The organism is Nonomuraea sp. NPDC049637, from assembly GCF_040675235.1.
Classification (GTDB): Bacteria; Actinomycetota; Actinomycetes; order Streptosporangiales; family Streptosporangiaceae; genus Nonomuraea.
Map to the genome: position 1 here is coordinate 1 of NZ_JBFAOM010000074.1, position 24,542 is coordinate 24,542.

Here is a 24,542-nt window from a genome sequence, read left to right on the forward strand (position 1 = left end):
CGGCGGCTGACGGTCAGACGGACTGCTGCTCGCGCCCGGCGGCCTGACGGTCAGGCGGACTGCTGCTCGCGCCCGGCGGCGAGCGTGAGGGCGATGTCGACGATCATGTCCTCCTGGCCGCCGACCAGCCGGCGGCGGCCGCACTCCATGAGGATGCCGCGCACGTCGACGCCGTACCGCGCGGCGGCGGCCTCCGCGTGCCGCAGGAACGACGAGTAGACGCCGGCGTATCCCAGGGTCAGCGTCTCCCGGTCGACCCGCACCGGACGGTCCTGCAGCGGGCGGACGATGTCGTCCGCGGCGTCCTGGAGCTGGAACAGGTCGCACCGGTGCTCGAAGCCCGACAGGTCGGCGACCGCGACGAACGCCTCCAGCGGGCAGTTGCCCGCGCCCGCCCCGTGACCGGCCAGCGACGCGTCCACCCGGTAGACGCCGTTCTCGACCGCGACGACGGAGTTGGCGACCGACAGCGAGAGGTTCTCGTGGGCGTGGATGCCGATCTCGGTCCCGTCGTCGAGCACGTCGCGGTACGCGCGGACCCGCGCGGCCACGTCGTTCATGGTGAGCCGGCCGCCGGAGTCGGTGACGTAGACGCAGTGCGCGCCGTAGGACTCCATGAGCTTGGCCTGCCGGGCCAGCTCCTCGGGCGGGGCCATGTGGGAGAGCATCAGGAAGCCGGACACGTCCATGCCGATCTCGCGGGCCGCGGCGATGTGCTGGGCGGAGATGTCGGCCTCGGTGCAGTGCGTGGCGACCCGGACGGACCGCACGCCGAGGTCGTAGGCGCGCTTCAGCTCGTGGACGGTGCCGACGCCGGGCAGCAGCAGCGTGGTCAGGCGGGCGTTCTCCAGCACCGACGCCGCCGCCTCGATCCACGCCCAGTCCGTGTGCGAGCCGGGACCGTAGTTGAGGGACCCGCCGGCCAGGCCGTCGCCGTGCGCGACCTCGATCGCGTCGACGCCGGCCCGGTCCAGCGCCGTGACGATACGCTTGACGTCCTCCAGGCCGATGCGGTGGCGGACGGCGTGCATGCCGTCGCGCAGGGTGACGTCCTGGACGAAGATCGGGGTGGTCATCGAAGGCCCGCCTTCCGTGCGGCGATGCGTTCCGCGACCCGCAGGCCGGCGGAGGTCATGATGTCGAGGTTGCCGGCGTAGGCCGGGAGGTAGTGCGCGGCGCCCTCGACCTCGAGGAAGACCGACACCTGGTGGGTGGGCCGCGCCGCGCCGGCGGCCAGCAGCGTCTCCACCGGCTGGTCGGCGGGCACCTCGGTGATCTGCACCTGCTGCTTGAGCCGGTAGCCGGGGACGTAGGCGGCGACGTCGGCGACCATCTTCTCGACCGACCGGCGGATCTCGTCGTGGACGGCCGGGTCCGGCGCCGCGACGAGGCACAGGACGGTGTCCCGCATGATCAGCGGCGGGTCGGCGGGGTTGAGGATGATGATCGCCTTGCCGCGGCGCGCCCCGCCGATCTGCTCGATGGCGGCCGAGGTGGTCTCGGTGAACTCGTCGATGTTGGCCCGGGTGCCCGGCCCGGCCGACTTCGAGGCGATGGACGCGACGATCTCGGCGTACTCGACGGGCGCCACCCGGCTGACGGCGGCGACGATCGGGATCGTGGCCTGGCCGCCGCAGGTGACCATGTTCACGTCGGGCGCGTCGAGATGCTCGTCGAGGTTGACGGCGGGGACGACGTAGGGGCCGATCGCCGCCGGGGTCAGGTCGATCAGCCGCTTGCCGAGCGGGAGCAGCCTGGCGGCGTTCACCTCGTGCGCCTTGGCCGAGGTGGCGTCGAAGACGATCCCGATCTCGTCGAAGTCCGGCAGCCCGATCAGGCCGTCGACGCCCTCGGACGTCGTCGGGACGCCCATCCGGGCGGCGCGGGCCAGACCGTCGGACGCCGGGTCGATGCCGACCATGGCGCCCATCTCCAGGTGCCGCGAGCCGCGCAACACCTTGATCATCAGGTCGGTGCCGATGTTGCCCGAGCCGATGATCGCGACCTTCGTCCTGCTCATGCTGCTGCTCCTTCGGTGAAGCGGACCGTCACCGTGCCGAGGCCGGACAGGGTGGCGGTGACGGTGTCGCCGGCGGCGACCGGCCGCATCGGGCCGAGCGCGCCGGACAGGACGACCTGGCCCGCGCGCAGCGGCTCGCCGAGGTCGCGGGCCATGCGGGCCAGCCACACGACCGCCTCGATCGGGTCGCCCAGGCAGGCCGCGCCGGTGCCGGTGGAGACCTCCTGGCCGCCGATGCTCATCGACATCGCGACCTCCACCGGGTCGAACTCGCCGAGGGCGCGGCGTTCCGTCCCGAGGACGTAGGCGCCCGCGGAGGCGTTGTCGGCGACCGTGTCGCCGAAGGAGATGTCCCACCCGGCGATCCGGCTGCCGCAGATCTCCAGCGCGGCGACGGCGTACTCGATCGCGGCGCGGACCTGGGGGGCGTCGAGCGGGCCCTCGTCCAGGTCGGCGCCGAGCACGAACGCGATCTCCGCCTCGGCCCGCGGCTGGAGGATCCGCGTGACCGGGATCGCGTCGCCGTCGGCGTAGGCCATGTCCTCGAACAGCACGCCCAGGTCGGGCTGGTCGACGCCGAGCTGGCGTTGCACCGCCTCCGACGTCAGGCCGATCTTGCGTCCGGTGACGCGCGCGCCGGCGGCCAGCCGGGAGGCGGTCAGCGCGGCCTGGACGGCGTACGCGGCGGCCAGGTCGTCGCGGCCGATCAGGTCCCGCACGGGGGCGCACGGCACGCCGGACGCGGCGGCGCCGGCCAGCCGCCCGGCCGCCGCGGCGATGTCGGACGGGCTCGCGGCGGCGGGCCCGTTGGTTTCGTTCATCCCCCCACTGTGCAGGCAGGATGCCGCCCCAACCAGCACATCGTCTCGTTCAGCGATACGCTGTTCGGGTGACCGATCGGGCCGACCTCGACACCGTGCTGGGCAAGGCGGTGACGATCCTGCGCGCCTTCCGTCCCGACGACCGGGTCGTCAGCCTCGCCGAGCTGGTGCGGCGTACCGGCCTGCACAAGGCGACCGTCCACCGGCTGTCGGGCGATCTGGTCGCCAACCGCCTGCTCGACCGCGCCGACGGCGGCTACCGGCTCAGCCGCGGCCTGTTCGAGCTCGGCATGCTCGCCTCGCTCGAACGCAGCCTGCTGGAGCTGGCCATGCCGTTCCTGCAGGACCTCTACGAACGCACCCACGAGACCGTGCACCTCGGCGTGCGCGAGGGGCACGACGTCGTCTACGTCGCCAAGATCGGCGGCCACCGCCAGGCCAGGGCGCCGTCGCGCACGGGCGGCCGGATGCCGCTCCACTGCACCGCGATCGGCAAGGCGCTGCTCGCCTACGCCGGGCCCGACCTGCGGCGCGAGGTGCTGACCGGGCCGCTGGAACGGCGTACGCCGCACACCGTCGTCGTGCCGAGCATCCTGCGCGGCCAGTTGCGGCGCGTCACGGAGACCGGGGTCGCGTTCGAGGCGGAGGAGTCGGCCGTCGGGCTGGTGTGCGTCGCCGCGCCGGTGCTGGGGCGCGGCGACGAGCCGCTCGCCGCGATCAGCGTGGCCGGCCCCACCGGCCGGTTCCGGCCCGAGGGGCACGTCGCCGCGGTGCGCGCGGCGGCGGCCGCGCTCGGCAGCACGCTCACCCGGCGCGACCTCCTCCGGTGAGGCGGACGATGTACCGGTGGCTCAGAGGGCGCGGCTGATCGCGTCGGCCGCGGCCGTGAGCGCGGTGACGAGGGGTTTGATCTCCTTCGGGGAGTAGCGGACGCTGGGCATCGAGATCGACAGCGCCGCGCCGGTCGCGCCGTCGCGGCCCTTCACCGGGCATCCCACCGCGACCACGCCCCGCTCGGTGCGCTCCAGGTTGAGCGCGACCCCGCTGTGCCGCACGGACCGCAGGTCCCGACGCAGCCGCGCCAGGTCGGGCAGTTCGTCGGCCGGGTCACCCCGGTCGCCGGGGGCGTAGAGCTGCGCCAGCTCCTCGTCCGACAGGGCCGCCAACGCCACCAGGCCGCCGGTGGCCTGGTGGGCCGGGAAGACCATGCCTTCACGACTGCCCACCCGCAGGGCCTGCCCGCACTCGACCGAGGCGATGAAGCGCACGTTGCGCCCGGTGCGGATGCTGAGGTTCACCGTCTCGTCGATCCGGTCCACCAGGGCCCGCATCTCGCCGAGCGCCGCCGCCCGCAGCGCGCCGACGTCGGACTGCGCGCGCTCGGCCAGCGCGAGGACGGGGCCCACCCGGTAGCTGCGGTCGTCGTTCTGCACCGCGAAATCGCGGTACACCAGCGCGGTCAGCAGCCGGTGGGCCGTGGAACGGGCCACGCCGAGCCGCTCGGCGGCGGCCGAGACGGTGATCACCCCGTCGAGCTGGAGGATCTGCGCGAGCCGCAGGGCATGGTCGACGCTGGTGGGCGCGTAGGCCGGCGGGGTCTTCATGGGCTTGGCCATGGAACCGATCCTGGCACAAGAATTCCGCTGTGCAGAATCCTCTTTTCCAGCCCGGCCGCCTGCGCGGATAGTCGGGGCCATGCCCCACCTGAACGCCGGCGGCTCGCCGGTCAAGATCGCCGCCGTGGACCGGCCGGACCAGCCCTCGCTCAGCCCCGAGCTGGAGGACCTCTACCGAGGCTTCGAGAAGGCGCTGCTCGTCCCGTTGTGGACGGAGATCGGCGACCTGATGCCGCCGCACCCGCGCTCCAGCGCGCAGCCGCACCGGTGGGAGTGGGGCACGCTGCTCGACCTCGCCGGCCGCGCCGGTGAACTGGTCCCGGTCGGCCGCGGCGGTGAGCGCCGGGCGATCGCGCTGGCCAACCCCAGCCTGGGCGGCAAGCCGTACGCGACGCCGACCCTGTGGGCCGCGATCCAGTACCTGATGCCGGGCGAGAACGCCCCCGAGCACCGGCACAGCCAGAACGCCTTCCGCTTCGTCGTCGAGGGCGAGGGCGTGTGGACCGTGGTCGAGCGCGACCCGGTGCCGATGCGCCGCGGCGACTTCCTCCCCCAGCCCGGCCTGCACTGGCACGCCCACCACAACGCGGCCGACACGCCCATGGCCTGGATCGACGGGCTCGACATCCCCTTCCAGTACGGCGTCGAGGCGCAGTTCTTCGACTTCGGCCGGGACACCCTCACCGAGGAGGAGCACGCCACCCCCGGCCGTTCGCGCGCCGAACGGCTCTGGGGGCACCCCGGCCTGGCCCCGGTCTCCCAGCTCCGCCTGCACGAGGGCACGCCGCTGCTCTGCTACCGCTGGACCGACACCGACGCCGCGCTGACCGACCAGCTCGCGCTGGAGCGGGAGGGGCACGCGGGCCCGATCGAGCCCGGCCACGCCCTGGTCCGCTACATCGACCCGACGACCGCCGGCGACGTGCTGCCGACGATCCGGGCGCAGTTCCACCGGATCACGACGGGCGTGGAGACCGCGCCGTACCGGGAGACCGGCTCGTCGGTCTACCAGGTCTTCGACGGGTCCGGCCAGGTCACCGTCGGGGACCGGTCCTGGCGGGTGAGCCGCGGCGACCTGTTCGTCGTGCCGTCCTGGCAGCCGCTGTCGATCCGCTCGGAGGCGTCGGCCTCCGACTCCGACTCCGGCGCGCTCGACCTGTTCCAGTTCAGCGACGCCCCGATCTTCACCAGGCTCGGCCTGTACCGCAGCCACACCGAGGAGAACAGCCGATGAAGCTCGCCACCGTCCGCCTGGACGACCACCGCACCGCCGCCGTCCGCGTCGAGGGCGACGAGCTCGTCGAGGTGGGCCGGGCCGACGTCGGCGCGGTGCTGGCCGCGCCCGGCGGCCTGGAGGGCGCCGCGGCGGCCGACGGCCCGCGCCACCCGCTCGCCGGCGCCGACCTGGCCCCGGTCGTGCCGCGGCCGAGCAAGGTCGTCTGCGTGGGGCTGAACTACCAGAACCACATCAAGGAGATGGGCCGGGACCTGCCCGAGTACCCGACGCTCTTCGCCAAGTTCGCCGACACGCTGATCGGCGCCGCGGACGACATCCGGCGTCCGGCGGAGACCGACCAGTTCGACTGGGAGGCCGAGCTCGCCGTGGTCATCGGCCGGCCGGTGCGGCGCGCGGACGAGGAGCAGGCGGTCGCCGCGATCGCGGGGTTCACCGTGCTCAACGACGTCACCTGCCGGGACTGGCAGTTCCGGACCCGGGAGTGGCTGCAGGGCAAGAACTGGGACTCCACCACCCCGATCGGCCCGTTCCTGGTCACCGCCGACGAGACCGGCCCGCGGCCGGCGCTCGACGTCCGGTGCGAGGTGGACGGCCGGGTGATGCAGTCGGACAACACCGGCGACCTGCTCTTCGACCCGGTCCACCTGGTCCGCTACGTCTCGACGATGGTCCGCCTCAACCCGGGCGACGTCATCGCCACCGGCACGCCGGGCGGCGTCGGCCACGCCCGCAAGCCGCCGGTCTTCCTGCGCGGCGGCGAGCTCGTCGTGACCGAGATCGAGGGGCTGGGCCGGCTGGAGAACCGCGTCGTCGGCGAGGGCGCGTGATGGCGCGCGACCTCGCCACCACGCTCGCGTGGGTCGAGACGGGCACCGGCCTGTGCGCGTCGGCGATCGCCGGTCTGTCCGAGCGCGAGTACGGCGCCGCCTCGGCCCTGCCCGGCTGGACGCGCAAGCACGTCGTGGCACACCTGGCGGCGAACGCCGAGGCGATCGGCAACCTGGTCCGCTGGGCGCGCACCGGCGAGCCGAGCCCGATGTACGCCTCGCCGCAGGAACGCGCCGCCGGGATCGAGCGGGGCTCCCTGCTGGACGCCGGCGAGCTGACCCGGTGGTTCACCGAGTCGGCCGCAACCCTGGCCGCCGCCATGGCGGCCCTGCCCGAGGAGGCGTGGCGGGCCGAGGTGGTGACCGCGCAGGGACGGACCGTGCCGGCGAGCGAGATCCCCTGGATGCGCAGCCGGGAGGTCATGGTGCACGCGGTGGACCTGGCCGCCGGGCTCACCTTCGCCGACCTTCCCGACGGCTTCCTGCGGGAGCTGCGGGAGGACATCCGCGCCAAGCGCGGGCCCGGCGCGGTGCCCGACGTCGAGGGGTCGCTGCCCGACGTGACCGCCTATCTGGCCGGACGCCCGGCGGGCGGAGTGACCGTCGCCGGCGGCGGACGCCCACCGACCCTGCCCCCGTGGCTGTGACGAGAAGGAAGATCCTATGGGCACCCTCCCCTCCACCCGTGCCGACGTGATCGTCGTCGGGGGCGGCATCGGCGGTCTGTCCGCCGCCCTCGCCCTGATCCGCCAGGGCCTGCGGGTCCGGGTGTACGAGCAGGCCTCGGCGTTCGGCGAGGTCGGCGCCGGCCTGCAGCTCGCCCCGAACTGCACCCGCATCCTGGACCGTTACGGCCTGCTGGCCGAGGCGTCCGCGCTCGGCGTGCTGCCCGAGAGCATGGTCATGAAGGACGCCCTGGACGCCGCCGAGCTGACCCGGCTAGACCTGCGCGACGTCGAACGCCGCTACGGCTACCCCTACCTGGTGATCCACCGCAGCGACCTGCACGGCATCCTGCTGCGCGCCTGCGAGCGGGCGGGCGTCGAACTGCTCACCGACGCCCGCTGTACCTGGTACGAGAACGTCGACGGCGGCGCCCGGGTGCGCTTCGCCGACGGCGTCGTGGACGAGGCGGACGTGGTGATCGCCGCCGACGGCCTGCACTCGATCGCCCGCGAACTGCTGGTCCAGGACGAGCCGGTGAACTCCGGATATGTCGCCTACCGCTGCGCGGTGCCGTTCGAGCAGGTCGCCGGCAACGACGTGCACGACAAGGACGTCGTCGTGTACGTCGGGCCACGTTGCCACTTCGTGCAGTACCCGCTGCGGGGCGCGGAGACGTTCAACCAGGTCGCCGTGTTCGAGTCGCCGAAGGCGCTGGCCGGCGAGGACGACTGGGGCACCCCCGACGAGCTGGACGCGGCGTTCGCGGGAACCTGCGACCAGGTCCAGCAGGGCCTGCCGCTGATGTGGCGCGACCGGTGGTGGCGGATGTTCGACCGCGACCCGATCATGACCTGGGTCACCGGGCGCATCGCGCTGCTCGGGGACGCCGCGCACCCGCCGCTGCAGTACATGGCGCAGGGCGCGATCATGGCGATCGAGGACGGCTGGGTGCTCGGCGAGCACGTCGCCGCCCAGCGTGCCGAGGGCCGCCCGGTCGCCGCGGGAGTCGACTGGGACCGGGCGCTGGCCGCCTACGAGGCGGTCCGGCCCGAGCACTGCCGCCGGGTGGTCGGCACGGCGCGGGCGTGGGGCGCGTTGTGGCACCTGGAGGGCGTCCGGAGACTGCAGCGCAACGCCCTGCTGCGGGAGCGCGACGTCCATGACTACTCGTTCGTGGACTGGATCTTCGGCCCGACGGCGCTGACCCCCGAGGACGAGCCGGAGATGTTCCGCCCGATCCCCCTCGACTCCGCGCCGCTGTGAGGCGTCAGGTCGCCAGGCCCCGGCGGTAGGCGTAGACCACCGCCTGCACCCGGTCGCGCAGGCCGAGTTTGGCCAGGATGCGTGACACGTACGTCTTGACGGTCTCGTGGCTGATCACCAGCGCGGCGGCGATCTCGCTGTTGGACCGGCCGTCGGCGATCAGGCGCAGCACCTCCAGCTCGCGCGGCGTCAGCGCGGTCTCCCCGGACGGCGGCTCGGCCGGACGGATGCGGGCCGCGTACCGGCCGACGAGCCGGCGCGTCACCTCGGGGGCCAGCAGCGCGGCGCCCGAGGCGACGGTGCGGATGCCGTGCAGGAGCTGCGCCGGCGGGGCGTCCTTGAGCAGGAATCCGCTGGCCCCCGCGCGCAGCGCCTCGTAGACGTACTCGTCGAGGTTGAACGTGGTCACCACGAGCACCTTGACCGGGTCGTCGACCCCTGCGCCGGCCAGCAGCCGGGTGGCCTCGATGCCGCCGAGCACCGGCATGCGCACGTCCATGACGACGAGGTCGGGGCTCAGCCGGCGGGCGAGGTCCACCGCGGCGCGGCCGTCGCCGCACTCCCCCACCACCTCCAGGTCCGGCTGGGCGTCGATGATCGTCGCGAAGCCGGTGCGGATGAGCGCCTGGTCGTCGCAGACCAGGACCCGGATCGGCGCGCTCACGACGGGCCGCCCGCGGGGACCCGGGCCCGCACCACGAAGGCGCCGCCCGCCTGCCGGCCGGCGCTGAACTCGCCGCCCAGGGCCTCCACGCGCTCGCGGAGCCCGGCCAGGCCCCGCCCGCTCCCGCCCGGGGCGGCGGCCCGGGAGCCGGGCCCGTGGGTGCTCACCACCACGCTGATCTCCTTCCCGCCGTGACGCACCCGGACCGTGGTCGGGCTGCCGTGGGCGTGTTTCAGGGCGTTCGTCAGGGCCTCCTGGACGACCCTGTAGGCGACCAGCTCGGCGCTGCCCGCCGGTTCCGCCCGGCCGCCCTCCTCGGCGAACTCCACCGGCTGCCCCGCCCGGCGGGTCCGCTCCACGAGGGTGTGCAGGTCGGCGGCGGACGGCAGGCCGTCGGGGTCGTGATCGGCCTTGAGCAGGTCGAGCATGTGCCGCAGGTCGGCGATGGCCCGGCGGCCGGTGTCGGTGACGGCGTCCAGCGTCGCGTCGAGCCGTTCCGGGACGGCGGTCAGGTAGCGGGCGGCCTCGGCCTGCACCACCATCGCCGTCACGTGATGCGTCACGACGTCGTGCAGCTCGCGGGCGATCCGGGTGCGTTCGGCGGCGCGGGTGGCCTCGGCGACGTGGCGGCGGCGTTCCTCCTCCGCGGCCCGGGTCGAACGCAGCCAGGCCCCGATGCCCCAGGTGAGCGCCAGTGCCAGGTAGAACACCACGTACCCCTCGACCCGCTCGTCCGCGCCGAGCCGGTCGAGCGCGAGGGCCAGCGGCACGTACGCCAGCGAGAGGAGGACCACGGTGGCGCGCCGGAACCGCTCCAGGTGGGCGCCCGCGCTGATGAGCGCGACGGGCAGCACGTTGCTCGCGAACAGGTGGTAGGCACGCAGCTGGTCGAGGACGAAACCCAGCGACACCAGCACGAGGCACACCGCCGGCCACCGCCGCCGGACGGCGAGCGGCAGGCACTCCAGGGCGATCGCCACCAGGGCCACCGCGTCGAAGGGACGGGCGGGCAGGTCGCCCACCTGCGTGCCCTTGTCGTGCAGGCCCGGCAGCAGCGACGCGACCGCCACCAGCAGCCCGAACGGCAGATCCCGGACCACGACGTCGCACCGCCGCCACAACTCCGTGGCCCGCCGCAGATCGATCACCGGGCGAGCGTAGCGGGACAGCGGTGGTGCGGGCACCGATAAGCCTGCTTTGTCCCCCGTGCGAGCTACCGGGAAATGTCCACCGTGCGGTGACGATCCCGGCGCCGCACGGTCCGTAACGTTGCGGGGCGGCCGCGGCGTTCCGCCGGCCCTTCCCGCTCGTATTCCCGCCGTGCGCATCGCCCTCGCGGCGGCCGGCTCACTGGAGGACCTCATGCTCGCCAAGATCAGGACACCCCTCGCCGCCGCGCTGTGCTGCGTCGGTCTCGGCGTGGGGGTGGCCGGCTGCGACGGCGACGCGATGGAGAACTGGGACCCCTTCGCCGCCTCCACGCCCTCCGCGCCCGCCGCGCCCTCCACGAAGGCGTCCGCGGCCGCGCCGATCTCCGGTACTGAGAAGATCACCGTGGCGGGCCGGTCGGTGAACGTGTCCTGCTCGGGCGAACCGGTCGAGAGCGGGCCGGTCGTCGTCCTGATGCACGGCGGCGGCGACGGGCTGGACAAGATGGCGCCCCTGCAGAAGACGTTGAGCGGCAAGCACCGGGTCTGCTCCTACGACCGGCTCGGCGCGGGCAAGAGCGACCAGCCGGACGGCCCGCAGGACCTGGCCGCCAGTGGCCGGATCCTGACCGGCGTGCTCGACCGCGTCGCCGGGAAGGCCCCGGTCGTCCTGGCCGGTCACTCGCTGGGCGGGCTGATCGCCGCCCGGTACGCCCCCGACCACCAGGACCGGGTCAAGGGGCTGGTCCTGCTGGACGCCACCCCGCCCACCATGATGAACGACATCGAGAAGGCGATCCCGAAGTCCGCCGAGGGCCCGGCCGCCGAGCTGCGCGCGCAGAACCTGGCGATCTTCCAGGGGCAGAACCCGGAGAAGCTGGTCATCGCCGACGGCGCGGTCCGCTCCGCCGGTGACATCCCGGTCGAGGTCGTCCGGCACGGCAAGCCGTACCTGGAGGCCCTGCCCGAGTACGGGCCGCGCCTGGAGCGGGCGTGGGCGGCCGGCCAGCGCAAGTGGCTGGCGCTGTCCGGCCGCAGCAGGCTGAGCACCGCGGCGGGCAGCGGGCACTACATCTACGTCGACGAGCCCGCCGTCGCCGTCCAGGCCGTCGACCGCGTCGCCGAGGAGGCGCGGGGCCGGTGATCCGGCCGGTCGCGGCGATCTGGTAGAACGCTGGATCATGACAGCAGCGTTCATCAGGTTCGTCCCTGACGATGTCGACGACCTGGTCGCCTTCCTGACCGGCGAGGACTGGCCCTTTCACGTCGGACGGCCGGAGGCCGAGGCCGTCCGGCGGCGGGCCGCCGACGGGCACTACGACGACGCGGACGAACGCACCTTCTGGGTGGTCTCCGAGGGCCAGCGGGCCGGGTTGATCAGGTTGCAGGACCTCGCCGACGAGGGGCCCGTCTTCGACCTGCGCATCAGGGCCGCCCACCGGGGACGCGGCCTCGGCGGCCAGGCGGTGCGCTGGCTGACCGGGCACCTGTTCACCGAGCTGCCGGGGATCACCCGGATCGAGGGCACCACCCGGCAGGACAACCTGGCCATGCGGGCCGTCTTCCGCGGCGCGGGCTTCGTGAAGGAGGCGCACTACCGCCGGGCCTGGCCGGGACGCGACGGACGCCTGTACGACTCCGTCGCCTACGGAATCCTGCGCTCGGACTGGAAGACCGGCGAGGTCACGCCGGTGGCCTGGGACGACGAGCCCCGCCCCTGACGGGGGACGGCCGCGAGGAGAGGCCGCCGTCGTGGCTGCCGTCGTGGCCGCCGAACGAGCGGCGGTAGGCGGCGGGCGTGGTGTGCACCAGGGAGTGGAAACGTCTGCGGAGGTTGGTGGCCGAGGACAGGCCGACCCTGACCGCGATCGTCTCCACGGGCAGGTCGGTCTCCTCCAGCAGGGCCCGCGCCGCCGTGACGCGCTGCTGGAGCAGCCATCGGCCGGGGCTGACGCCGAGCTGGCCGGCGAACCGGCGGGCCAGGGTCCGCGGGGAGACCCCGGCCCGTGCGGCGAGGTCGTCGAGGGTGAGGGGCTCGTCCAGCCGTTCGGCGGCCCAGTCGAGGAGCGGCGCCAGCGACTCCGGCCGGCGGTCCGCGGTGGGCGCGGGGGGCGCGGTGCTGTACTGGAGCTGGCCGCCCTCGCGGTGCGGCGGCATGACCATGTGGCGGGCGATGTGCGCGGCGTAGGCCGCGCCGTGGTCGGCGCGGGCCAGGTGCAGGCACAGGTCGATGCCGGCGGCGGTGCCGGCGCTGGTGGCGAGGTCACCCAGGTCGATGTACAGGGTGTCGGGTTCGACCTGTACGTCGGGAAAACGGCCCGCGAGCTCGGCGGCGAGCCGCCAGTGGGTGGTCGCCCTGCGGTGATCGAGCAGTCCGGTCGCGGCGAGCAGGAACGTCCCCGAGCAGATCGCGACGATCCGGGCGCCTCGCCGGTGGGCCCGCCGGATCGCGTCGATCACGGCGGGCGGCGCCGGGTCGTCGCGGCGGTGCCAGCCGGGGATCACCACCGTGTCGGCGGCCTCCAGCGCCGGCAGGCCCGCGCCGACCGCCATGTCGTACCCGGCCAGGGTCGGCACGGCGCCCGGACGTTCGGCGCACACCTGGAACGAGTAGCGGGCGGGCAGACCCGGCCGGCGCACCCCGAAGACCTCCGCCGCGCACGCCAGCTCGAACGTGGACTGCGGCGGCAGGACCAGCGCCACCACTCGCTGAACGCTCATGGCAGGAAAATACCGCCACGCGTCAATCCAGACACTGGGCGGGGCAGGACGTCCGCCGCGACGATGGGGGCATGACGCAAGACGCGAACGACGTCCAGATCCTGAACGTCGACGAGGTGGAAGCCGTCGAGGTCGTCCCCGGGATCGTAAGGCGGCGGCTGCCCGCCACCGACCGGGCCCTCGGCTGGATGTACGACTTCGCTCCGGGCGCCGAATGGCCCGAGGTGGACGTGCACGACGGCGAGGAACGCTACTACGTGATCTCGGGCGAGTTCATCGACCGGGGGCACCGGCTCGGGCCGGGCAGTTACGTCGTGTTCGCGCCGGGCAGCACGCATCGCCCGCGCACCGAGACGGGCGCCCGCATGCTGGGCATCAGCATCCTCACCCCGTAGGGCCGCCGCCGGCGGGGACCGGCGGGCGGCGTCCAGCGTCCGATCGCGGGGGCGGCGTCAGTCGCGTGGGCGGCGTCAGTCGCGCGGGCGGCGGACGCGGGGAACGGGCTGGCCGCGGCGGGCGGCCTCGGCCTCCAGCCGCTTCCGCAGCAGCCTGCCCTGGCCGAGGAACGAACGGCTGCGCTCCCGGCGGCTCCCCGCGAGGCTCCAGTCGTTGAGCGCCCGCTCCACCTGCACGCTCAGCCGGTCGCCCGCGCCGGTGGCCCGCCCGACCAGCACGACGTTCTCCTGCCACTCCATGGCCGGGCCGTGCCGATGGAAGGTCAGGCACACCGGCCCGTCGGCCGCCTGGACGCCCGCGGGCAGCCGCAGGTCGAAGCCGGCCTCGGTCCGTACGGCCGAGCGGGTGCGCACGGCCAGCGGCATGCCGTCGGCCACCATGGTGACGACGGGCTCGTCCAGACGGGCGGCGCGGACGGCGAACGGCCGCCAGTCCGCCGGCGGGGCCGACCGGCTCGGCAGCCGGGGGCCGGTCGGGGCGGGATCGGAGGCGGGCACGGCGACGTCCGGAGGGGCCGTCCAGATCTCCGGCGTCCTGGACAGGTCGCCCTCGGGCCACCAGACGATCCGCTCGGGGGTGACCTCCACCCAGATGCGGGCGAAGTACCAGCCCAGCCGTCTCACCAGGAACCACGGCATCCCGGCGAACCCGGCGCCGGTCTTGGCCAGCGACTCGCGGACGTACCGGTCGGTGCCGGCCTGCAGGTCCGCGTCGCGCACGGCCGCCCGGCCCTGCACCAGGACGACGGGCGGCCGGTCCGGGCCGCCGCCCTCCGCGCCGGAGCACAGCAGCGCGACGCGCGGGTCCCGGCGGGCGCGCTCGGCCTTGTCCGGGTAGGTGAGCCCGGTGCTGACGTCGATCGTGCCGCCCGCGCCGGCGTACGGCGTGACGGGCCAGGTGACGGGGCGGCCGTCGCGGGTGAGCGAGGCGTACTCGCAGACCAGGGCGCGGCCGAAGACCTCGGCCGCCAGGCGCGGCGAGACGGTCGGTGCGGATGCGGTCATCACGGCTCCAGGATCAGGTCGGCGGGGGTGGTGCCGTACAGGCGGGTGAAACGCCGCCGGTAGGCCGGCCACCAGAACAGGCGGAACATCAGCCGGGCCACGACCGGCAGGTCCGCGTACGAGGCTGCGAGCAGGCGGGCGTCGGCGCCGGAGGCGAGCCAGCCGAGGATGACGGGGACCCGGCGGCGGCCGAAGTCGTCCATCGCCTGGCGCCGGTCGGCCTCGACGTCGCCGGGGGTGAGGTGGGCGAGCATGAGCGGCACGGCGACCCGCTCCTCGTGGTCGAGGTGCTCGTTGACGAGCTCGTGCAGCCGCCGCAGGACGGGCGCGCGGCCGGCCAGGGGCACCCCGCGGTCGGCGGCGGCCTCCAGCAGGGGGTCCAGCAACGAGTGCTCGGACTCCAGCTCGGCCAGCGCGTCCGCCGCCTGCGGGGCGCGGACGGTGAGCTTGGGCCACAGGGTGGCGTCCTCGTGCGAGTGGTGGGCGTGCAGCATGTCCAGCACGAGCGCGAGCTGCTCCTCCAGCAGTTCCTCGTGCGCGTCGTCACGCGGGTCGCCGCACGCATCGGCCAGGCGGCCGAACTCGGCGCGGAAACCGGCGTGCATCATCAGGAAGCCGGTCAGGTGGTCTGGTGTGATCATCAGTCTGTTCCCTCACGTGTCGGGAACAGCGTGCGCGCCGGGCCTCTACGTGCACTTGGCGAGGGCTTGGCGGGCCCTTGTCAGCCAGTAGGCCGCTCCCGCCCGCTCCAGCTGGCGCACCGCCGCGGTCAGGTGGGCCCGGGCGCCCTCGCGGTCGCCGAGCGCCAGCAGCGCCTCGCCCAGGTGGCCGTCGTACGCGCCGTCGACGGTGGTGCAGGCGCCGTTGACGTGCAGCAGCCCGGCGAACGGCCGGAAGGCGTCGTAGACCTCCCGGACGACGTCCGCCTCGCCGAGCCGGATCGCCGCGTGCAGCCGGCACATGGCGGCCATCGCCCAGTGGTAGTCGCGCGGCGGCATGGGCGTCTCGCGCAGGAGCCGCCGGGCGCGCTCGGGCTCGCCCAGCTCCGCCAGCGCGTACGCCAGCGCGTAGGCGGGCCCCGCCAGGCCGGTGTGCCGGGCCATCTCCTCGATCCAGGCCGCCTCCTCGCCCAGGCGCTCCTCCTGGATGATCGTCTCGGCCCGTCCGCCGAGCATGCTGAGCTCGAAGTAGGCCAGGTCGGCGAACGACAACATCGCCCTGACGGGCTCGAAGTGCCGGGCCGGGTCCGGCACGCCCTGGAACAGGTCGAGCCCCACGTGCGCCACCGCGGCCTGCAGCGCCAGCGTCGGATTGTGCAGGCCGCGCAGCAGCGTGCCGATCTCCGCCAGCAGGTCGCGGGCCTGCGGCATCCTGCCGTGCTCAACGTGGTGGCCGACGAGGTGCAGCTGCGCGATCACCCTGAGCTGGGGCGACAGGTCCGGCTCGGCCAGCAGGCGGCGGGCGGTCCCGGCACGCTCCTCGACGAAGTCCTGTCCCTGCAGCGCGATGAGCCGCAGGTGCAGGACGCGCCGCAGCAGGGCGGGGTCGTCCAGGCGCTCGGCCGCCGCCACGGCCTGCGAGGAGACCGCGCCGACCTCGTCCTCGCGGCCGGTCTGGGCGAGCACGACGGCCCTGACGGCCTGCGCCGTCGCCCAGTCCGGCGTGGACGGCGGCAGCCCGCGCGCGGCCCGGTCCGCCGCGTCGCGTACGGCGGCCACGTCGACGCCGTACCGGAAGGGCACCCAGATGCCGTGTCCCATCGCGATGTCGGCGGCTCTGACGGCTTTGTCCAGGTCGTCGCCGGCCATGGCGAGCGCCTGCTCGACCGCCTCGTAACCCTCGTCGAACCGGCCGGCGGCGTAGCGGCTCTCCGCCAGCCCGACGGCCAGCTCGAACCGCTCGGCCGCGCTCGCGCCGGCCGGCTCGGCGGCCGCCAGCGCCTCCTGCCAGGACACGGCCGCGTCGTCGGGCGCGTGCCGCCGCAGGGCCGCCCGCGCGGCGCGGGCCGCGTAGTCCATCGCCATGCGGGCGGGCTGCGCGCCCAGCTCCGCCGCCGCCAGCCAGTGCCGCGCGATCACCGCCGCGCGCTCGTCGCGGTCGTCGCGGTCGCCGTGCACGGCGGTGAGGGCGGCCGCCACCTGCTCGTGCACCCGCGCCCGCCACAGCCGCGACCGGCGCGACAACAACGCGTCGGTCACCAGGGCGTGCGCGAACTCGTAGCCGCCCAGCCGGTACGACGACTCCCGGACCAGCCCCGCGCCGAGCGCCGCGTCGAGCGACGGCAGCAGGTCGCCGACCGTGCCGCCGGCGACCCGGGCCAGGACGACCGCCTCGAACTCGTCCCCCATCACGGCGGCCAGCTCCAGCACGCGGGCCGCCTCCTCCCCCAGGCCCGCCACCCGGTGCAGCACGACGTCCAGGACGCCCTGCGGCAGCCCGTCGCCGGCCCTGGCGAGCTCGGCGAGGAAGAACGGGTTCCCGGCGGTGCGCCGGCGCAGTTCCTCGGCCCCGTCGCCGCCCGGATCGCGGCCGGACAGCTCCTTGACCAGCGCGCGGACCTCCTCGGCGGCGAGCCCGTCCAGCCCGAGCCGGCGCGCGCCGAGCCGGGACAGCGCCGACAGCGTGGCGGTGAGCGCCGACGCCTCGTGCCGCCGGAAGGTCGCCACCAGCAGCAGGCCCGGCCGGGCGGTGGCGGCCACGTGGACCAGCAGCCGCAGCGTGGCGTCGTCGGCCGCGTGCAGGTCCTCCAGCACGACGACCGCCGGCCCGACCGCGGCCAGGAACGTGCCGACGGCCTCGAAGAACCGCAGCCGCGCCCCCTGCGCGTCCGACGCCGGGACCGCCTGCGGGCCGCCCGACAGGAACGTGCCGACCTCGCCGGGCAGGGCGGCCCACGGGGCCACGGCGGCGAGGTCGCGCAGGACGCGTTCCCAGGGCCACAGGGCGGGCGCGGTCTCGTGGTCGGGGCTCGCCCCCCAGCCGACCGGCACGCCGGCGCTCGCGCGGAAGCGCCTCAGCAGGCTCGTCTTGCCGACGCCCGGCTCGCCGTCCACCAGCACGACCTGCCCGGCGGCGGACGCCGCCGCGGCCGCCTCGGTCAGGAACGCGAGCGGGCTCTCCCGGCCGACGAACACCGGCAGGTCCGGCACGGGCTCGCCGCCGCCGGGCGGCGCCGCGGGCACCGGCGTCCACGGCGGGGGCGGCGGTGGGGACTTCGGCGGGGTGGGCTGCGGGGTGGCGGGACGGCCGGACGGCAACAGCGTGGCGTCCTGGCGCAGCACCGCGGCTTCGAGCTCGCGCAGCCGCGGCCCCGGGTCGATGCCCAGTTCGCCGGCCAGCACGTCACGCACCCCGCGCAGGCATTCGAGGGCCGCCGCCTGCCGGCCGGCGCGGTAGTGGGCCAGCACCAGCAGTTCCCAGGCGCGCTCACGCAGCGGGTGCTCGCGGACGAACGGGTCCAGCCGCGCGACGACGTCCGTGTGGCGGTCCAGTTCCAGCAGGGCCGCGGCCAGCGCCTCCACCGCGTCCAGCCGTACCTGCTCCAGGCGGCCGATCTCCGGTTGCGCCCACTCCTGCGCGCGCACGTCCGCGTACGGGTCGCCGCGCCACAGGCCGAGCGCCTCGGCGAGGTCGGCCGCCGCCTGCTCGTGCCGTCCCGCGGCCAGGTGGGCGGAGCCGGCCGACACGAGCGTGCCGAAGTCCGTCGTGTCGAGGACGAGCCCGTCGGTCATCAAGCCGTAGCCGTCGGCGGCGCTGACCAGGACGGCCGGGGTCGTGCCCGGCCGCCGGTCGGGCTCCAGCCGGCGGCGCAGGTTGGAGACGTACACCTGCAGGCTGCCCTGGACGCTCGGCGGCGGGTCGCCGGCCCACAGCCGGTCGGCCAGCAGGTCGGCGGGGAGCACGCGGCCGGCGTGCATCGCGAGGAGGGCGAGCAGGGCCCGCTGCTTGGGCGGCCCGACCGGCACGGCCCGCCCGGCCACGACGAGTTCCATGGGCCCGAGGACGTTCAGCCGCACGCGCCCATGGTAGGGGGCGCCTGTCAACCGGTCCAGACGCGACATTCACGGCGCCGACGGCCTGGCCCGGAACGCCTCGCCGGGCCCGCCCCCGCACGGTTTTGCCAGCCCCGGACCGTCACGTTTGTCAGGCCCGGACCAGCACCCTTGCCGGGCCCGGGGGCGGCCCTGACGGCGGCGGGTCAGGCCGGGGCGGGCCGGTCGAGGGCGGCGAGCCTGGCCGGGTCGACGACGATGTGGATGCCGGTGATCCGGCCGCCGGCGACGGTGAAGGCGATGGCGGACAGCGGCGTCCCGTCGGCGCGCCAGGACAGGTGGCCGGGGAGCCCGTCCACCAGCACGGGCCGCTGCCCGGCTACCTCGCCGGCGAACATGCGGGCTCCGGCCGCGACGGCGGTGGCGCCGAGGGTGACGACCACGCCGCCGGGGGTGTCCACGGTCAGCTTCACGTCCGGGTCGAGGACCCGCAGCAGCGCCTCGAAGTCCCCGCCGAGCACGGCGGCGCGGAAGGCGTCCACGGCCTCCCGGTGCTCGCGGGCGGGGCCCGCCGCCCGGTCCGTGGACCGGACCTTGCGGCGGGCGCGGCTGGCGATCATCTTGGCGGCGTCGGCTGACTTGCCCAGGATGTGGCCGATCTCCTGGAACGGGACCCCGAACAGGTCGTGCAGCACGAACGCCAGCCGCTCGCTCGGGGTGAGCGAGTCGAGCACCACGAGGAGGGCGAGGCCGACCGAGTCGGCCAGCGCCGCCTGCTCGTCCGGCGTGGGCTCGTCGCCGGGTGTCCCCAGCAAATCCGCGGATTCCTGCCCGTACGCCGTCTCGGGGTGGGCCTGGCGGGATCGCAGCAGGTCCAGGCTGATGCGGCCGACCACGGTGGTCAGCCAGCCCGCCAGGTTGCCGATGGCCGACACGTCCTGACGGACCAGCCGCATCCAGGCCTCCTGGACCACGTCCTCGGCGTCGGCGTGCGAGCCCAGCACGCGGTAGGCGACGGCGCGCAGCCGATCGCGCTGGGCCTCGAACGCCTCGGCCATCGGGCCGGCCGGGTGCACGGTCACGGCCTGCGCTGCTGACGGAGCGAGATCCGGTTGCCGTCCGGATCCACCGCCTCGGCGCGGACGCCGAACGGATAGTCCACGGGCTCGGACTCCTCGAAGGTGACGCCCCGCCCGCGCATGACCTCGAAGTCCTTGCGCAGGTCGTCGGATTCCAGGATCAGCGGGCCCGGCGCGCCGTTCCCGCCCGCGACGCCCGGCTGCCCGGCGGCCGCCGCATACGACCACAGGAGGATCTGGACCGGGCTGCCGGGCACGCCGACGGTGAGGAAACGGCCGTCGGGCCCCCGGACGTCGATGCGCTTCTCCAGGCCGAGCCCCGCGGTGTAGAACTCCAGCGCGCGGTCCTGATCGGTGACGTAGATCGTGGTGTACATGATGGCGGTCAGCATTCTGTTCTCGATTCACTCGTGGGTCTGACGACCGTTCGTTCTCGGTCGTCACCCCCATGACGAGTGGCGGCGGGAAAAGGTAACACGGCCGCTCAGGCGCGGCGGATTGCCGGCTTTACGGAACCTGAAAACTCGTTCACGATCACTGCGAGGGGGTGCAGGCTCGATCAGAAGGGGGCCCTATGCGGCCTGGCAGACGATCCTTGGGAGCGGTTGGCCTCACCCTCGGCTTCCTCACTCTGGCGTTGTTCCTCGCCGCGCTGGCGATCGGCCCGACCGGGAGGACGGCTCTGGCCTCCGTCCCGGCGGCGCACGACGTCGGGCACGCGGCCGTCCCCGCGGCGGCCGTCTCCGGCGCGGCTGTCGCGGCTGTCTCAGGCGCGGCCGACGACGCGCCGCCGACCCGGCCCGGCGGGCTGCGGCCGTGCCCGGTGCCGTTCGCCGCCAACCCGACCGGCTACGCGTCCATCTGCTGGTCTCCCTCCTCCGACGACACGGGCGTCGCCGGGTACGACCTGTACCGCCTGGACCCGGACGGCTTCGTCCTCGCCAGCAGCACGACCAGCACGATCGGCGGGTTCTCCGGCGAGCTGAACCGCCTCTACACGATGTACGTCGTGGCCAGGGACCTGGCGGGGCACCTCAGCCCGCCGTCGGCCCTGATCACGGTGCCGGCGACGCTCGGGATGACCCCGACCGGCTCGCCGAGCCCGCTGCCGGGTGACCACGTGCCCCCGTCCAGGCCCACCGGCCTGCGCGACGCCTGCCTGCAGGACTATCCGGGCGTCACGTTCTGCTGGCAGCCGTCGACCGACAACGTGGCGGTGACGGCGTACGACGTGTACCGGGAGACGGCGACGGCGTACCGCAGGGTCGGCACGGTCCTTCCGCCGAGCCTGAACTTCGCCGAACCCGGCCTGGTCGTCGGGCAGCGTTACACGTACGTCGTGGTCGCCAAGGACGCGGGCGGCAACCTCAGCGTGCCGTCGGACCCGCTGTCCGCGCTGGCCAGGGAGGGGCTGCCGTCGCCCACCCCGTCGTCGGAGGCGCCGTGCACGGTGACGTACCGGGCCACGACGGGAGGGCCGCGGCTGGACGCCGAGCTCGTCGTGCGCAACACCGGCACGACCCCGGTCGACGGGTGGACGCTGACGGTCGACTATCCGGCGGCGGCCGCCGTGCGCCTCGTCTCGGGCTGGTCCGCGAACTGGACCCAGGCCGGTGCGGGCGTGGCCGGGGTGAACAAGCAGTGGAACAAGGTCATCGGGGTCGGCTCGCAGACGCAGGTCGGGTTCACCGCCGCGTACGGCGGCGGCGCGCTGCCTGCACCGGTGAGCTTCGCGCTCAACGGAAAGACCTGCGCCACCGGCTGACGTTCCCGCTCGCAGCGGCTCGGCGGGGACGACCACAACGGCCACCAGCCCCACCCCGCCGAGCCCAGCCGGCCACCCCACCGAGCCAGACCGGCCCGATCGGCCACCGTGGCGAGCGTTGACCGGCCTCGCCCGTCCGGTGGGCCAGGCTCTTGGCGAGCGCGAGCTCTCGGTGGCGGGGGTGCGCCGCTTCAGGCGCGCAGGGCGTCGAGGAGGCGGGACAGTGCCGCCTGCGTGTCGGCCAGTTCGTCGGGGGCGGACTGCGCCAGCCACAGCGCGGCCTCGTTCATCGCCCCGGACAGCAGGCGGGCCAGCGGCGCGACCGGCTGGGCCGGGATGACGCCGGCCGCGACGAGCGCGGCCAGCGCCTCGGTCAGGTGCCGGACGCTGGTGGCCTCGTCGATCGCCCGCCACTCGTTCCAGCCGAGCACGGCGGGGCCGTCGATCAGCATGATCCGTTGCGCGTCGGGATCGGCGCCGGCCGCGACGAACGCCGCGCAGCCCGCCTTGAGCTGCGCCCACGGGTCGTCCTCGGCGTCGGCCGCCGCGGCCACCCGGTCGGCCACCTCGCGCTGCACCTGTTCCAGCACGGCCCGGAAGAGGTCGGGCTTGCCCTCGAAGTGGTGGTAGAGGGCGCCTTTGGTGACGCCGGACTCGCCGACGATCTCCGCCAGCCCCACCCCGGCATAACCCCTGGTCGCGAACAGGCGCCGCGCCGTGGCGAGCAACGTGCGGCGGGTGCGTTCCTTCTGCTCCGTCCTGGTCACTGCGTCGTCCTGGTCACTGCGTCCCCTTTGACATACCGACGGTATCCCAAATAGTGTACGCCCACATACTGTTGGTACGTGAAACTGAGGAGGAGGAACGCAATGAAGCTGAGCAGCGTGTATCCGGTGTTGTGCACGGCCGATCTCGCCGCGTCGAAGGACTTCTACGTCCGGCTGTTCGGATATGAGGTGACCTTCGAGGCCGACTGGTACGTGAGCCTGCGCCGCGGTCCGTACGAGCTGGCCCTGCTCGACCACCGTCACCCGACGTTGCCCGCCGCCTACCGCCGTCCGGTCGCGGGGCTGCTGATCAACTTCGAGGTCGCCGACGTCGACGCCGAGTGGGAGCGCCTGGTCGGGCGCGAAGGGCTGACCCCGGAGCTGGCGCTGCGCGACGAGGACTTCGGCCAGCGGCACTTCATCGTCGCCGACCCCAACGGCGTCCTCGTGGACGTGATCACCCCGATCCTGCCCTCGCAGGAGTACGCGTCACAGTACGCGCCCGAGTGAGACCGGCGCCGGGCGCTGGACCCGTCGTCCGCGTACGTGAATCATGGAAGGGTGCGTACGGGTTTCGCCCATGAGGCGACGATCGTCATGGACACGGACGGCGATGTGCGCGCGCCCGGCGCGGCGATCACCGTGGCGCTGTGCGGGCACTGGGAGCACGAGCCGCCCTGCCCGATCGCGGCGCACCACACGGCCTCCGACCGCGTGGGCGACGTCGTCCGGGTGCGGGTCCTGTTCGCGGCCGAGGCGGCGGCCGAGGCCGACGTGCGGGCCCGCATCGACGCCGCACTGGCGCGGGGCACGCTCGACGGCCCGGACGGGGTCACTACCCGATGGCGGCTCCTGGACAGCCGGCCCGGCCGCCCGCGCGCGGCGGAACTGCCGCACCTCGAACGTCTCCGGCGCGGATGAACCCCGCCGAATTACCGCGATCACGGCTCGACGGCCCTCCGGATCGGTCCGGACAAGCACGCTGACCGCTGTTTCACGCGACAGTGAAGGAGCACCGATGACCACCGCAGATCCGACGATGGCCAGGATCGGCCAAGGGGTGGACTTACATCACCACCAAGGCCGCCCCGAAGCCGCTCGCGAATTGTTCGCGCAGATCTGGGACGACATCGGCGGCGAGCAGGGCGACCCGCTGCACGTCTGCGTCCTCGCCCATTCGATGGCCGACGTCCAGGACGACGTGCACGAGGAGCTGATGTGGGACCTGCGCGCGCTCGCCGCCGCCGACCGGGTCACCGACGAACAGGTGGCACAGGCCGGGGTGGCGCTCCCGGTAGTGGCGCTGTACCCGTCGCTGCACCTGAACCTGGGCGAGTGCTACCGCAAACTGGGCGACCTGGACCGCGCCCGCGACCACCTCGACCAGGCCCGAGCGGGGATCGGCGCACTGGACGACGACGGGTACGGCCGGCTCATCAAGGGCGGCCTGGACCGACTGGCCATCCTCCTGAATTCCAACAATCCCCCCACCACACCACCCACGAACGCCTGAACCGATTTCCCACCACTATTTCGCACCGAAGCAATTCCCCGCGAATATCAGCCCCCTTCGTTGAATGCCTCGACAAGGCGAACAATCCACAAGTTCTGCTCCCGAACAAACAACGGCGCCCAATTACCTCAAGACCGCCCCCGCACCCGAGCGCCTCGCCCCCGCCCCCGCCGACTCGGAGGTCCGGTGGTCCTGGTCCGAGGGTCCTGGTCCGGGGGGCCTGGGACGGTGGTCCGGGGATGGTGGTCCGGGGACGGTGGTCCGGGGACGGTGGTCCGGGGACGGGGATCTGGGTCCGGTGGGATCCGAGGGCTGGGTTCTAAGGGCCCGGGAGTCCGGGGGCGGGTCCTGGAGTCCGAGCGTCCCAGGAGCGGACAAACCCGGGCGCACGGACTCGGGACCCAGGCCGGAGACAGGAACCGGCCCCGGGACCGAGGCCGCAGCCAGAAACCGGGGCCGGGGAGCCAGGGCCGGGGAGCATTGCCCCCACAGGACGCCGCACACCGAAGCCCGGCCCGCCCCAGCAACGGCCTATCGAGGTCACGGTCGAACCCGGCAACGCGCGAACCGGCAACGCGGCCGGCCACGCCGTCCCATCCCCCTCACCCCGCCGTACCGCCCGACCGGGCCGCCGTACCGCCTCACCCCGCCGTACCGCATCGTCCCACCTGGACGCCCCTGGCCCGCCGCCCAACGTCCCGCCCCGCCGTACCGCCCGATCGCGCCGCCCCGCCACCCCGTCTGAGCGCCACACTGGACCGCGCCGCCGCCACGACACTCGGGCGCAGGCTTCCTCCGCCAACGGCCGGACCTCGTCCGCTGCCAGCCACCGGGCCGGGCGCCCCCGAACTGCCCGGAACCCCTCGGACGCCCCCAGCTCTCATGACCTTGCCCTGAGAAGGCTCGGCACCCGAGGACCCCATCGACGCCCCACCTGTCACCACGCCAGCAGCCCCCCGCACTGACGCCCGACGTAAACCTTC

At 74.3% G+C, this 24,542-nt stretch carries 25 protein-coding genes; 12 read left to right on the forward strand and 13 right to left on the reverse strand.

The window, feature by feature from the left end; translation table 11 throughout:
* Nucleotides 1-50 precede the first annotated feature (50 nt).
* From dmpG to AB0J71_RS47085, 3 genes are read right to left on the reverse strand one after another with little or no spacing between them, the layout of a single operon-like run.
* Nucleotides 51-1,076 carry a 4-hydroxy-2-oxovalerate aldolase gene (gene dmpG / locus AB0J71_RS47075; RefSeq protein WP_352331091.1) on the reverse strand — a complete coding sequence of 342 codons (1,026 nt, stop codon included), beginning with the start codon at nucleotides 1,074-1,076 and terminating at the stop codon, nucleotides 51-53.
* Nucleotides 1,073-2,020 (reverse strand): acetaldehyde dehydrogenase (acetylating), encoded by a 948-nt coding sequence (locus AB0J71_RS47080; RefSeq protein WP_364394116.1) that lies wholly within the window; start codon nucleotides 2,018-2,020, stop codon nucleotides 1,073-1,075. The genes dmpG and AB0J71_RS47080 overlap by 4 nt, the downstream gene beginning before the upstream one ends.
* Nucleotides 2,017-2,841 carry a fumarylacetoacetate hydrolase family protein gene (locus tag AB0J71_RS47085; protein WP_364420788.1) on the reverse strand — a complete coding sequence of 275 codons (825 nt, stop codon included), beginning with the start codon at nucleotides 2,839-2,841 and terminating at the stop codon, nucleotides 2,017-2,019. The genes AB0J71_RS47080 and AB0J71_RS47085 overlap by 4 nt, the downstream gene beginning before the upstream one ends.
* Nucleotides 2,842-2,909: 68 nt before the next feature.
* Here AB0J71_RS47085 and AB0J71_RS47090 point away from each other — a divergent pair, with 68 nt between their 5' ends.
* Nucleotides 2,910-3,671, forward strand: a complete 762-nt coding sequence (locus AB0J71_RS47090; RefSeq protein WP_358301814.1) for an IclR family transcriptional regulator — start codon at nucleotides 2,910-2,912, stop codon at nucleotides 3,669-3,671.
* Between the two features lie 21 nt (nucleotides 3,672-3,692).
* Here the strand turns inward: AB0J71_RS47090 and AB0J71_RS47095 are convergent, their stop codons facing one another.
* Nucleotides 3,693-4,457 carry an IclR family transcriptional regulator gene (locus tag AB0J71_RS47095; RefSeq protein WP_364420790.1) on the reverse strand — a complete coding sequence of 255 codons (765 nt, stop codon included), beginning with the start codon at nucleotides 4,455-4,457 and terminating at the stop codon, nucleotides 3,693-3,695.
* Nucleotides 4,458-4,536: 79 nt separating this feature from the next.
* Here AB0J71_RS47095 and AB0J71_RS47100 point away from each other — a divergent pair, with 79 nt between their 5' ends.
* Genes AB0J71_RS47100 through AB0J71_RS47115 form a run of 4 tightly spaced genes read left to right on the forward strand, consistent with a single transcriptional unit; the run spans nucleotide 4,537 to nucleotide 8,450 of the window.
* The gene (locus AB0J71_RS47100; protein WP_364420792.1) at nucleotides 4,537-5,691 is read left to right on the forward strand and encodes a cupin domain-containing protein; all 1,155 of its coding nucleotides are present in this window, start codon (nucleotides 4,537-4,539) and stop codon (nucleotides 5,689-5,691) included.
* Nucleotides 5,688-6,521, forward strand: a complete 834-nt coding sequence (locus AB0J71_RS47105) for a fumarylacetoacetate hydrolase family protein (protein WP_352327259.1) — start codon at nucleotides 5,688-5,690, stop codon at nucleotides 6,519-6,521. Before AB0J71_RS47100 ends, AB0J71_RS47105 begins: the two co-directional genes overlap by 4 nt.
* Nucleotides 6,521-7,168: a maleylpyruvate isomerase family mycothiol-dependent enzyme gene (locus AB0J71_RS47110; RefSeq protein WP_352327260.1), complete on the forward strand. Its 648-nt coding sequence runs from the start codon at nucleotides 6,521-6,523 to the stop codon at nucleotides 7,166-7,168. Before AB0J71_RS47105 ends, AB0J71_RS47110 begins: the two co-directional genes overlap by 1 nt.
* A gap of 16 nt (nucleotides 7,169-7,184) precedes the next feature.
* Nucleotides 7,185-8,450, forward strand: a complete 1,266-nt coding sequence (locus AB0J71_RS47115; RefSeq protein WP_364420794.1) for an FAD-dependent monooxygenase — start codon at nucleotides 7,185-7,187, stop codon at nucleotides 8,448-8,450.
* Between the two features lie 4 nt (nucleotides 8,451-8,454).
* On the opposite strand, the gene AB0J71_RS47120 is transcribed toward AB0J71_RS47115, so the two are convergent.
* Both AB0J71_RS47120 and AB0J71_RS47125 read right to left on the reverse strand, forming a co-directional pair.
* Nucleotides 8,455-9,114 carry a response regulator transcription factor gene (locus AB0J71_RS47120; RefSeq protein ID WP_352327262.1) on the reverse strand — a complete coding sequence of 220 codons (660 nt, stop codon included), beginning with the start codon at nucleotides 9,112-9,114 and terminating at the stop codon, nucleotides 8,455-8,457.
* Nucleotides 9,111-10,262: a histidine kinase gene (locus tag AB0J71_RS47125; protein WP_364420796.1), complete on the reverse strand. Its 1,152-nt coding sequence runs from the start codon at nucleotides 10,260-10,262 to the stop codon at nucleotides 9,111-9,113. The genes AB0J71_RS47120 and AB0J71_RS47125 overlap by 4 nt, the downstream gene beginning before the upstream one ends.
* Nucleotides 10,263-10,434: 172 nt before the next feature.
* Between AB0J71_RS47125 and AB0J71_RS47130 the strand changes: the two genes are divergently transcribed.
* Nucleotides 10,435-11,406 (forward strand): alpha/beta fold hydrolase, encoded by a 972-nt coding sequence (locus tag AB0J71_RS47130; RefSeq protein ID WP_364420798.1) that lies wholly within the window; start codon nucleotides 10,435-10,437, stop codon nucleotides 11,404-11,406.
* 37 nt (nucleotides 11,407-11,443) lie between these two features.
* Nucleotides 11,444-11,983, forward strand: a complete 540-nt coding sequence (locus AB0J71_RS47135) for a GNAT family protein (RefSeq protein ID WP_364420800.1) — start codon at nucleotides 11,444-11,446, stop codon at nucleotides 11,981-11,983.
* Here the strand turns inward: AB0J71_RS47135 and AB0J71_RS47140 are convergent.
* Complete coding sequence (locus AB0J71_RS47140) at nucleotides 11,946-12,983, reverse strand: helix-turn-helix domain-containing protein (protein WP_364420802.1); 1,038 nt, start codon at nucleotides 12,981-12,983, stop codon at nucleotides 11,946-11,948. The genes AB0J71_RS47135 and AB0J71_RS47140 overlap by 38 nt on opposite strands.
* Nucleotides 12,984-13,054: 71 nt before the next feature.
* Between AB0J71_RS47140 and AB0J71_RS47145 the strand changes: the two genes are divergently transcribed.
* Complete coding sequence (locus tag AB0J71_RS47145) at nucleotides 13,055-13,378, forward strand: cupin domain-containing protein (protein ID WP_364420804.1); 324 nt, start codon at nucleotides 13,055-13,057, stop codon at nucleotides 13,376-13,378.
* A 75-nt stretch (nucleotides 13,379-13,453) separates the two neighbouring features.
* On the opposite strand, the gene AB0J71_RS47150 is transcribed toward AB0J71_RS47145, so the two are convergent.
* The 5 genes from AB0J71_RS47150 to AB0J71_RS47170 form a co-directional block, all read right to left on the reverse strand.
* Entirely contained in the window at nucleotides 13,454-14,443 is a 990-nt protein-coding gene (locus AB0J71_RS47150; RefSeq protein ID WP_364420806.1) for a pyridoxamine 5'-phosphate oxidase family protein, read from the reverse strand.
* Nucleotides 14,443-15,084, reverse strand: a complete 642-nt coding sequence (locus tag AB0J71_RS47155) for a hemerythrin domain-containing protein (protein WP_364420808.1) — start codon at nucleotides 15,082-15,084, stop codon at nucleotides 14,443-14,445. Before AB0J71_RS47155 ends, AB0J71_RS47150 begins: the two co-directional genes overlap by 1 nt.
* 45 nt (nucleotides 15,085-15,129) lie before the next feature.
* A complete protein-coding gene (locus AB0J71_RS47160; protein WP_364394127.1) occupies nucleotides 15,130-18,459 on the reverse strand; it encodes a BTAD domain-containing putative transcriptional regulator in 3,330 nt (1,109 codons plus the stop codon).
* A gap of 182 nt (nucleotides 18,460-18,641) precedes the next feature.
* Nucleotides 18,642-19,517: a sigma-70 family RNA polymerase sigma factor gene (locus tag AB0J71_RS47165; RefSeq protein ID WP_364420810.1), complete on the reverse strand. Its 876-nt coding sequence runs from the start codon at nucleotides 19,515-19,517 to the stop codon at nucleotides 18,642-18,644.
* Nucleotides 19,514-19,906 carry a VOC family protein gene (locus AB0J71_RS47170; RefSeq protein ID WP_352328708.1) on the reverse strand — a complete coding sequence of 131 codons (393 nt, stop codon included), beginning with the start codon at nucleotides 19,904-19,906 and terminating at the stop codon, nucleotides 19,514-19,516. The genes AB0J71_RS47165 and AB0J71_RS47170 overlap by 4 nt, the downstream gene beginning before the upstream one ends.
* A 203-nt stretch (nucleotides 19,907-20,109) precedes the next feature.
* Between AB0J71_RS47170 and AB0J71_RS47175 the strand changes: the two genes are divergently transcribed.
* The gene (locus tag AB0J71_RS47175; protein WP_364420812.1) at nucleotides 20,110-21,279 is read left to right on the forward strand and encodes a cellulose binding domain-containing protein; all 1,170 of its coding nucleotides are present in this window, start codon (nucleotides 20,110-20,112) and stop codon (nucleotides 21,277-21,279) included.
* Nucleotides 21,280-21,470: 191 nt separating this feature from the next.
* Here AB0J71_RS47175 and AB0J71_RS47180 read toward each other — a convergent pair whose 3' ends face one another.
* Nucleotides 21,471-22,046: a TetR/AcrR family transcriptional regulator gene (locus tag AB0J71_RS47180; RefSeq protein ID WP_364420814.1), complete on the reverse strand. Its 576-nt coding sequence runs from the start codon at nucleotides 22,044-22,046 to the stop codon at nucleotides 21,471-21,473.
* Between the two features lie 102 nt (nucleotides 22,047-22,148).
* On the opposite strand from AB0J71_RS47180, the gene AB0J71_RS47185 reads away from it, so the two are divergent.
* The 3 genes from AB0J71_RS47185 (at nucleotide 22,149) to AB0J71_RS47195 (ending at nucleotide 23,559) form a co-directional block, all read left to right on the forward strand.
* Nucleotides 22,149-22,556 carry a VOC family protein gene (locus tag AB0J71_RS47185; RefSeq protein ID WP_364420816.1) on the forward strand — a complete coding sequence of 136 codons (408 nt, stop codon included), beginning with the start codon at nucleotides 22,149-22,151 and terminating at the stop codon, nucleotides 22,554-22,556.
* 51 nt (nucleotides 22,557-22,607) lie between these two features.
* On the forward strand, nucleotides 22,608-22,967 hold the full coding sequence (locus AB0J71_RS47190) for a hypothetical protein (protein WP_364420818.1): 360 nt from the start codon (nucleotides 22,608-22,610) through the stop codon (nucleotides 22,965-22,967).
* 97 nt (nucleotides 22,968-23,064) lie between these two features.
* On the forward strand, nucleotides 23,065-23,559 hold the full coding sequence (locus AB0J71_RS47195) for a tetratricopeptide repeat protein (protein WP_364420821.1): 495 nt from the start codon (nucleotides 23,065-23,067) through the stop codon (nucleotides 23,557-23,559).
* The last annotated feature ends 983 nt before the right edge of the window (nucleotides 23,560-24,542 follow it).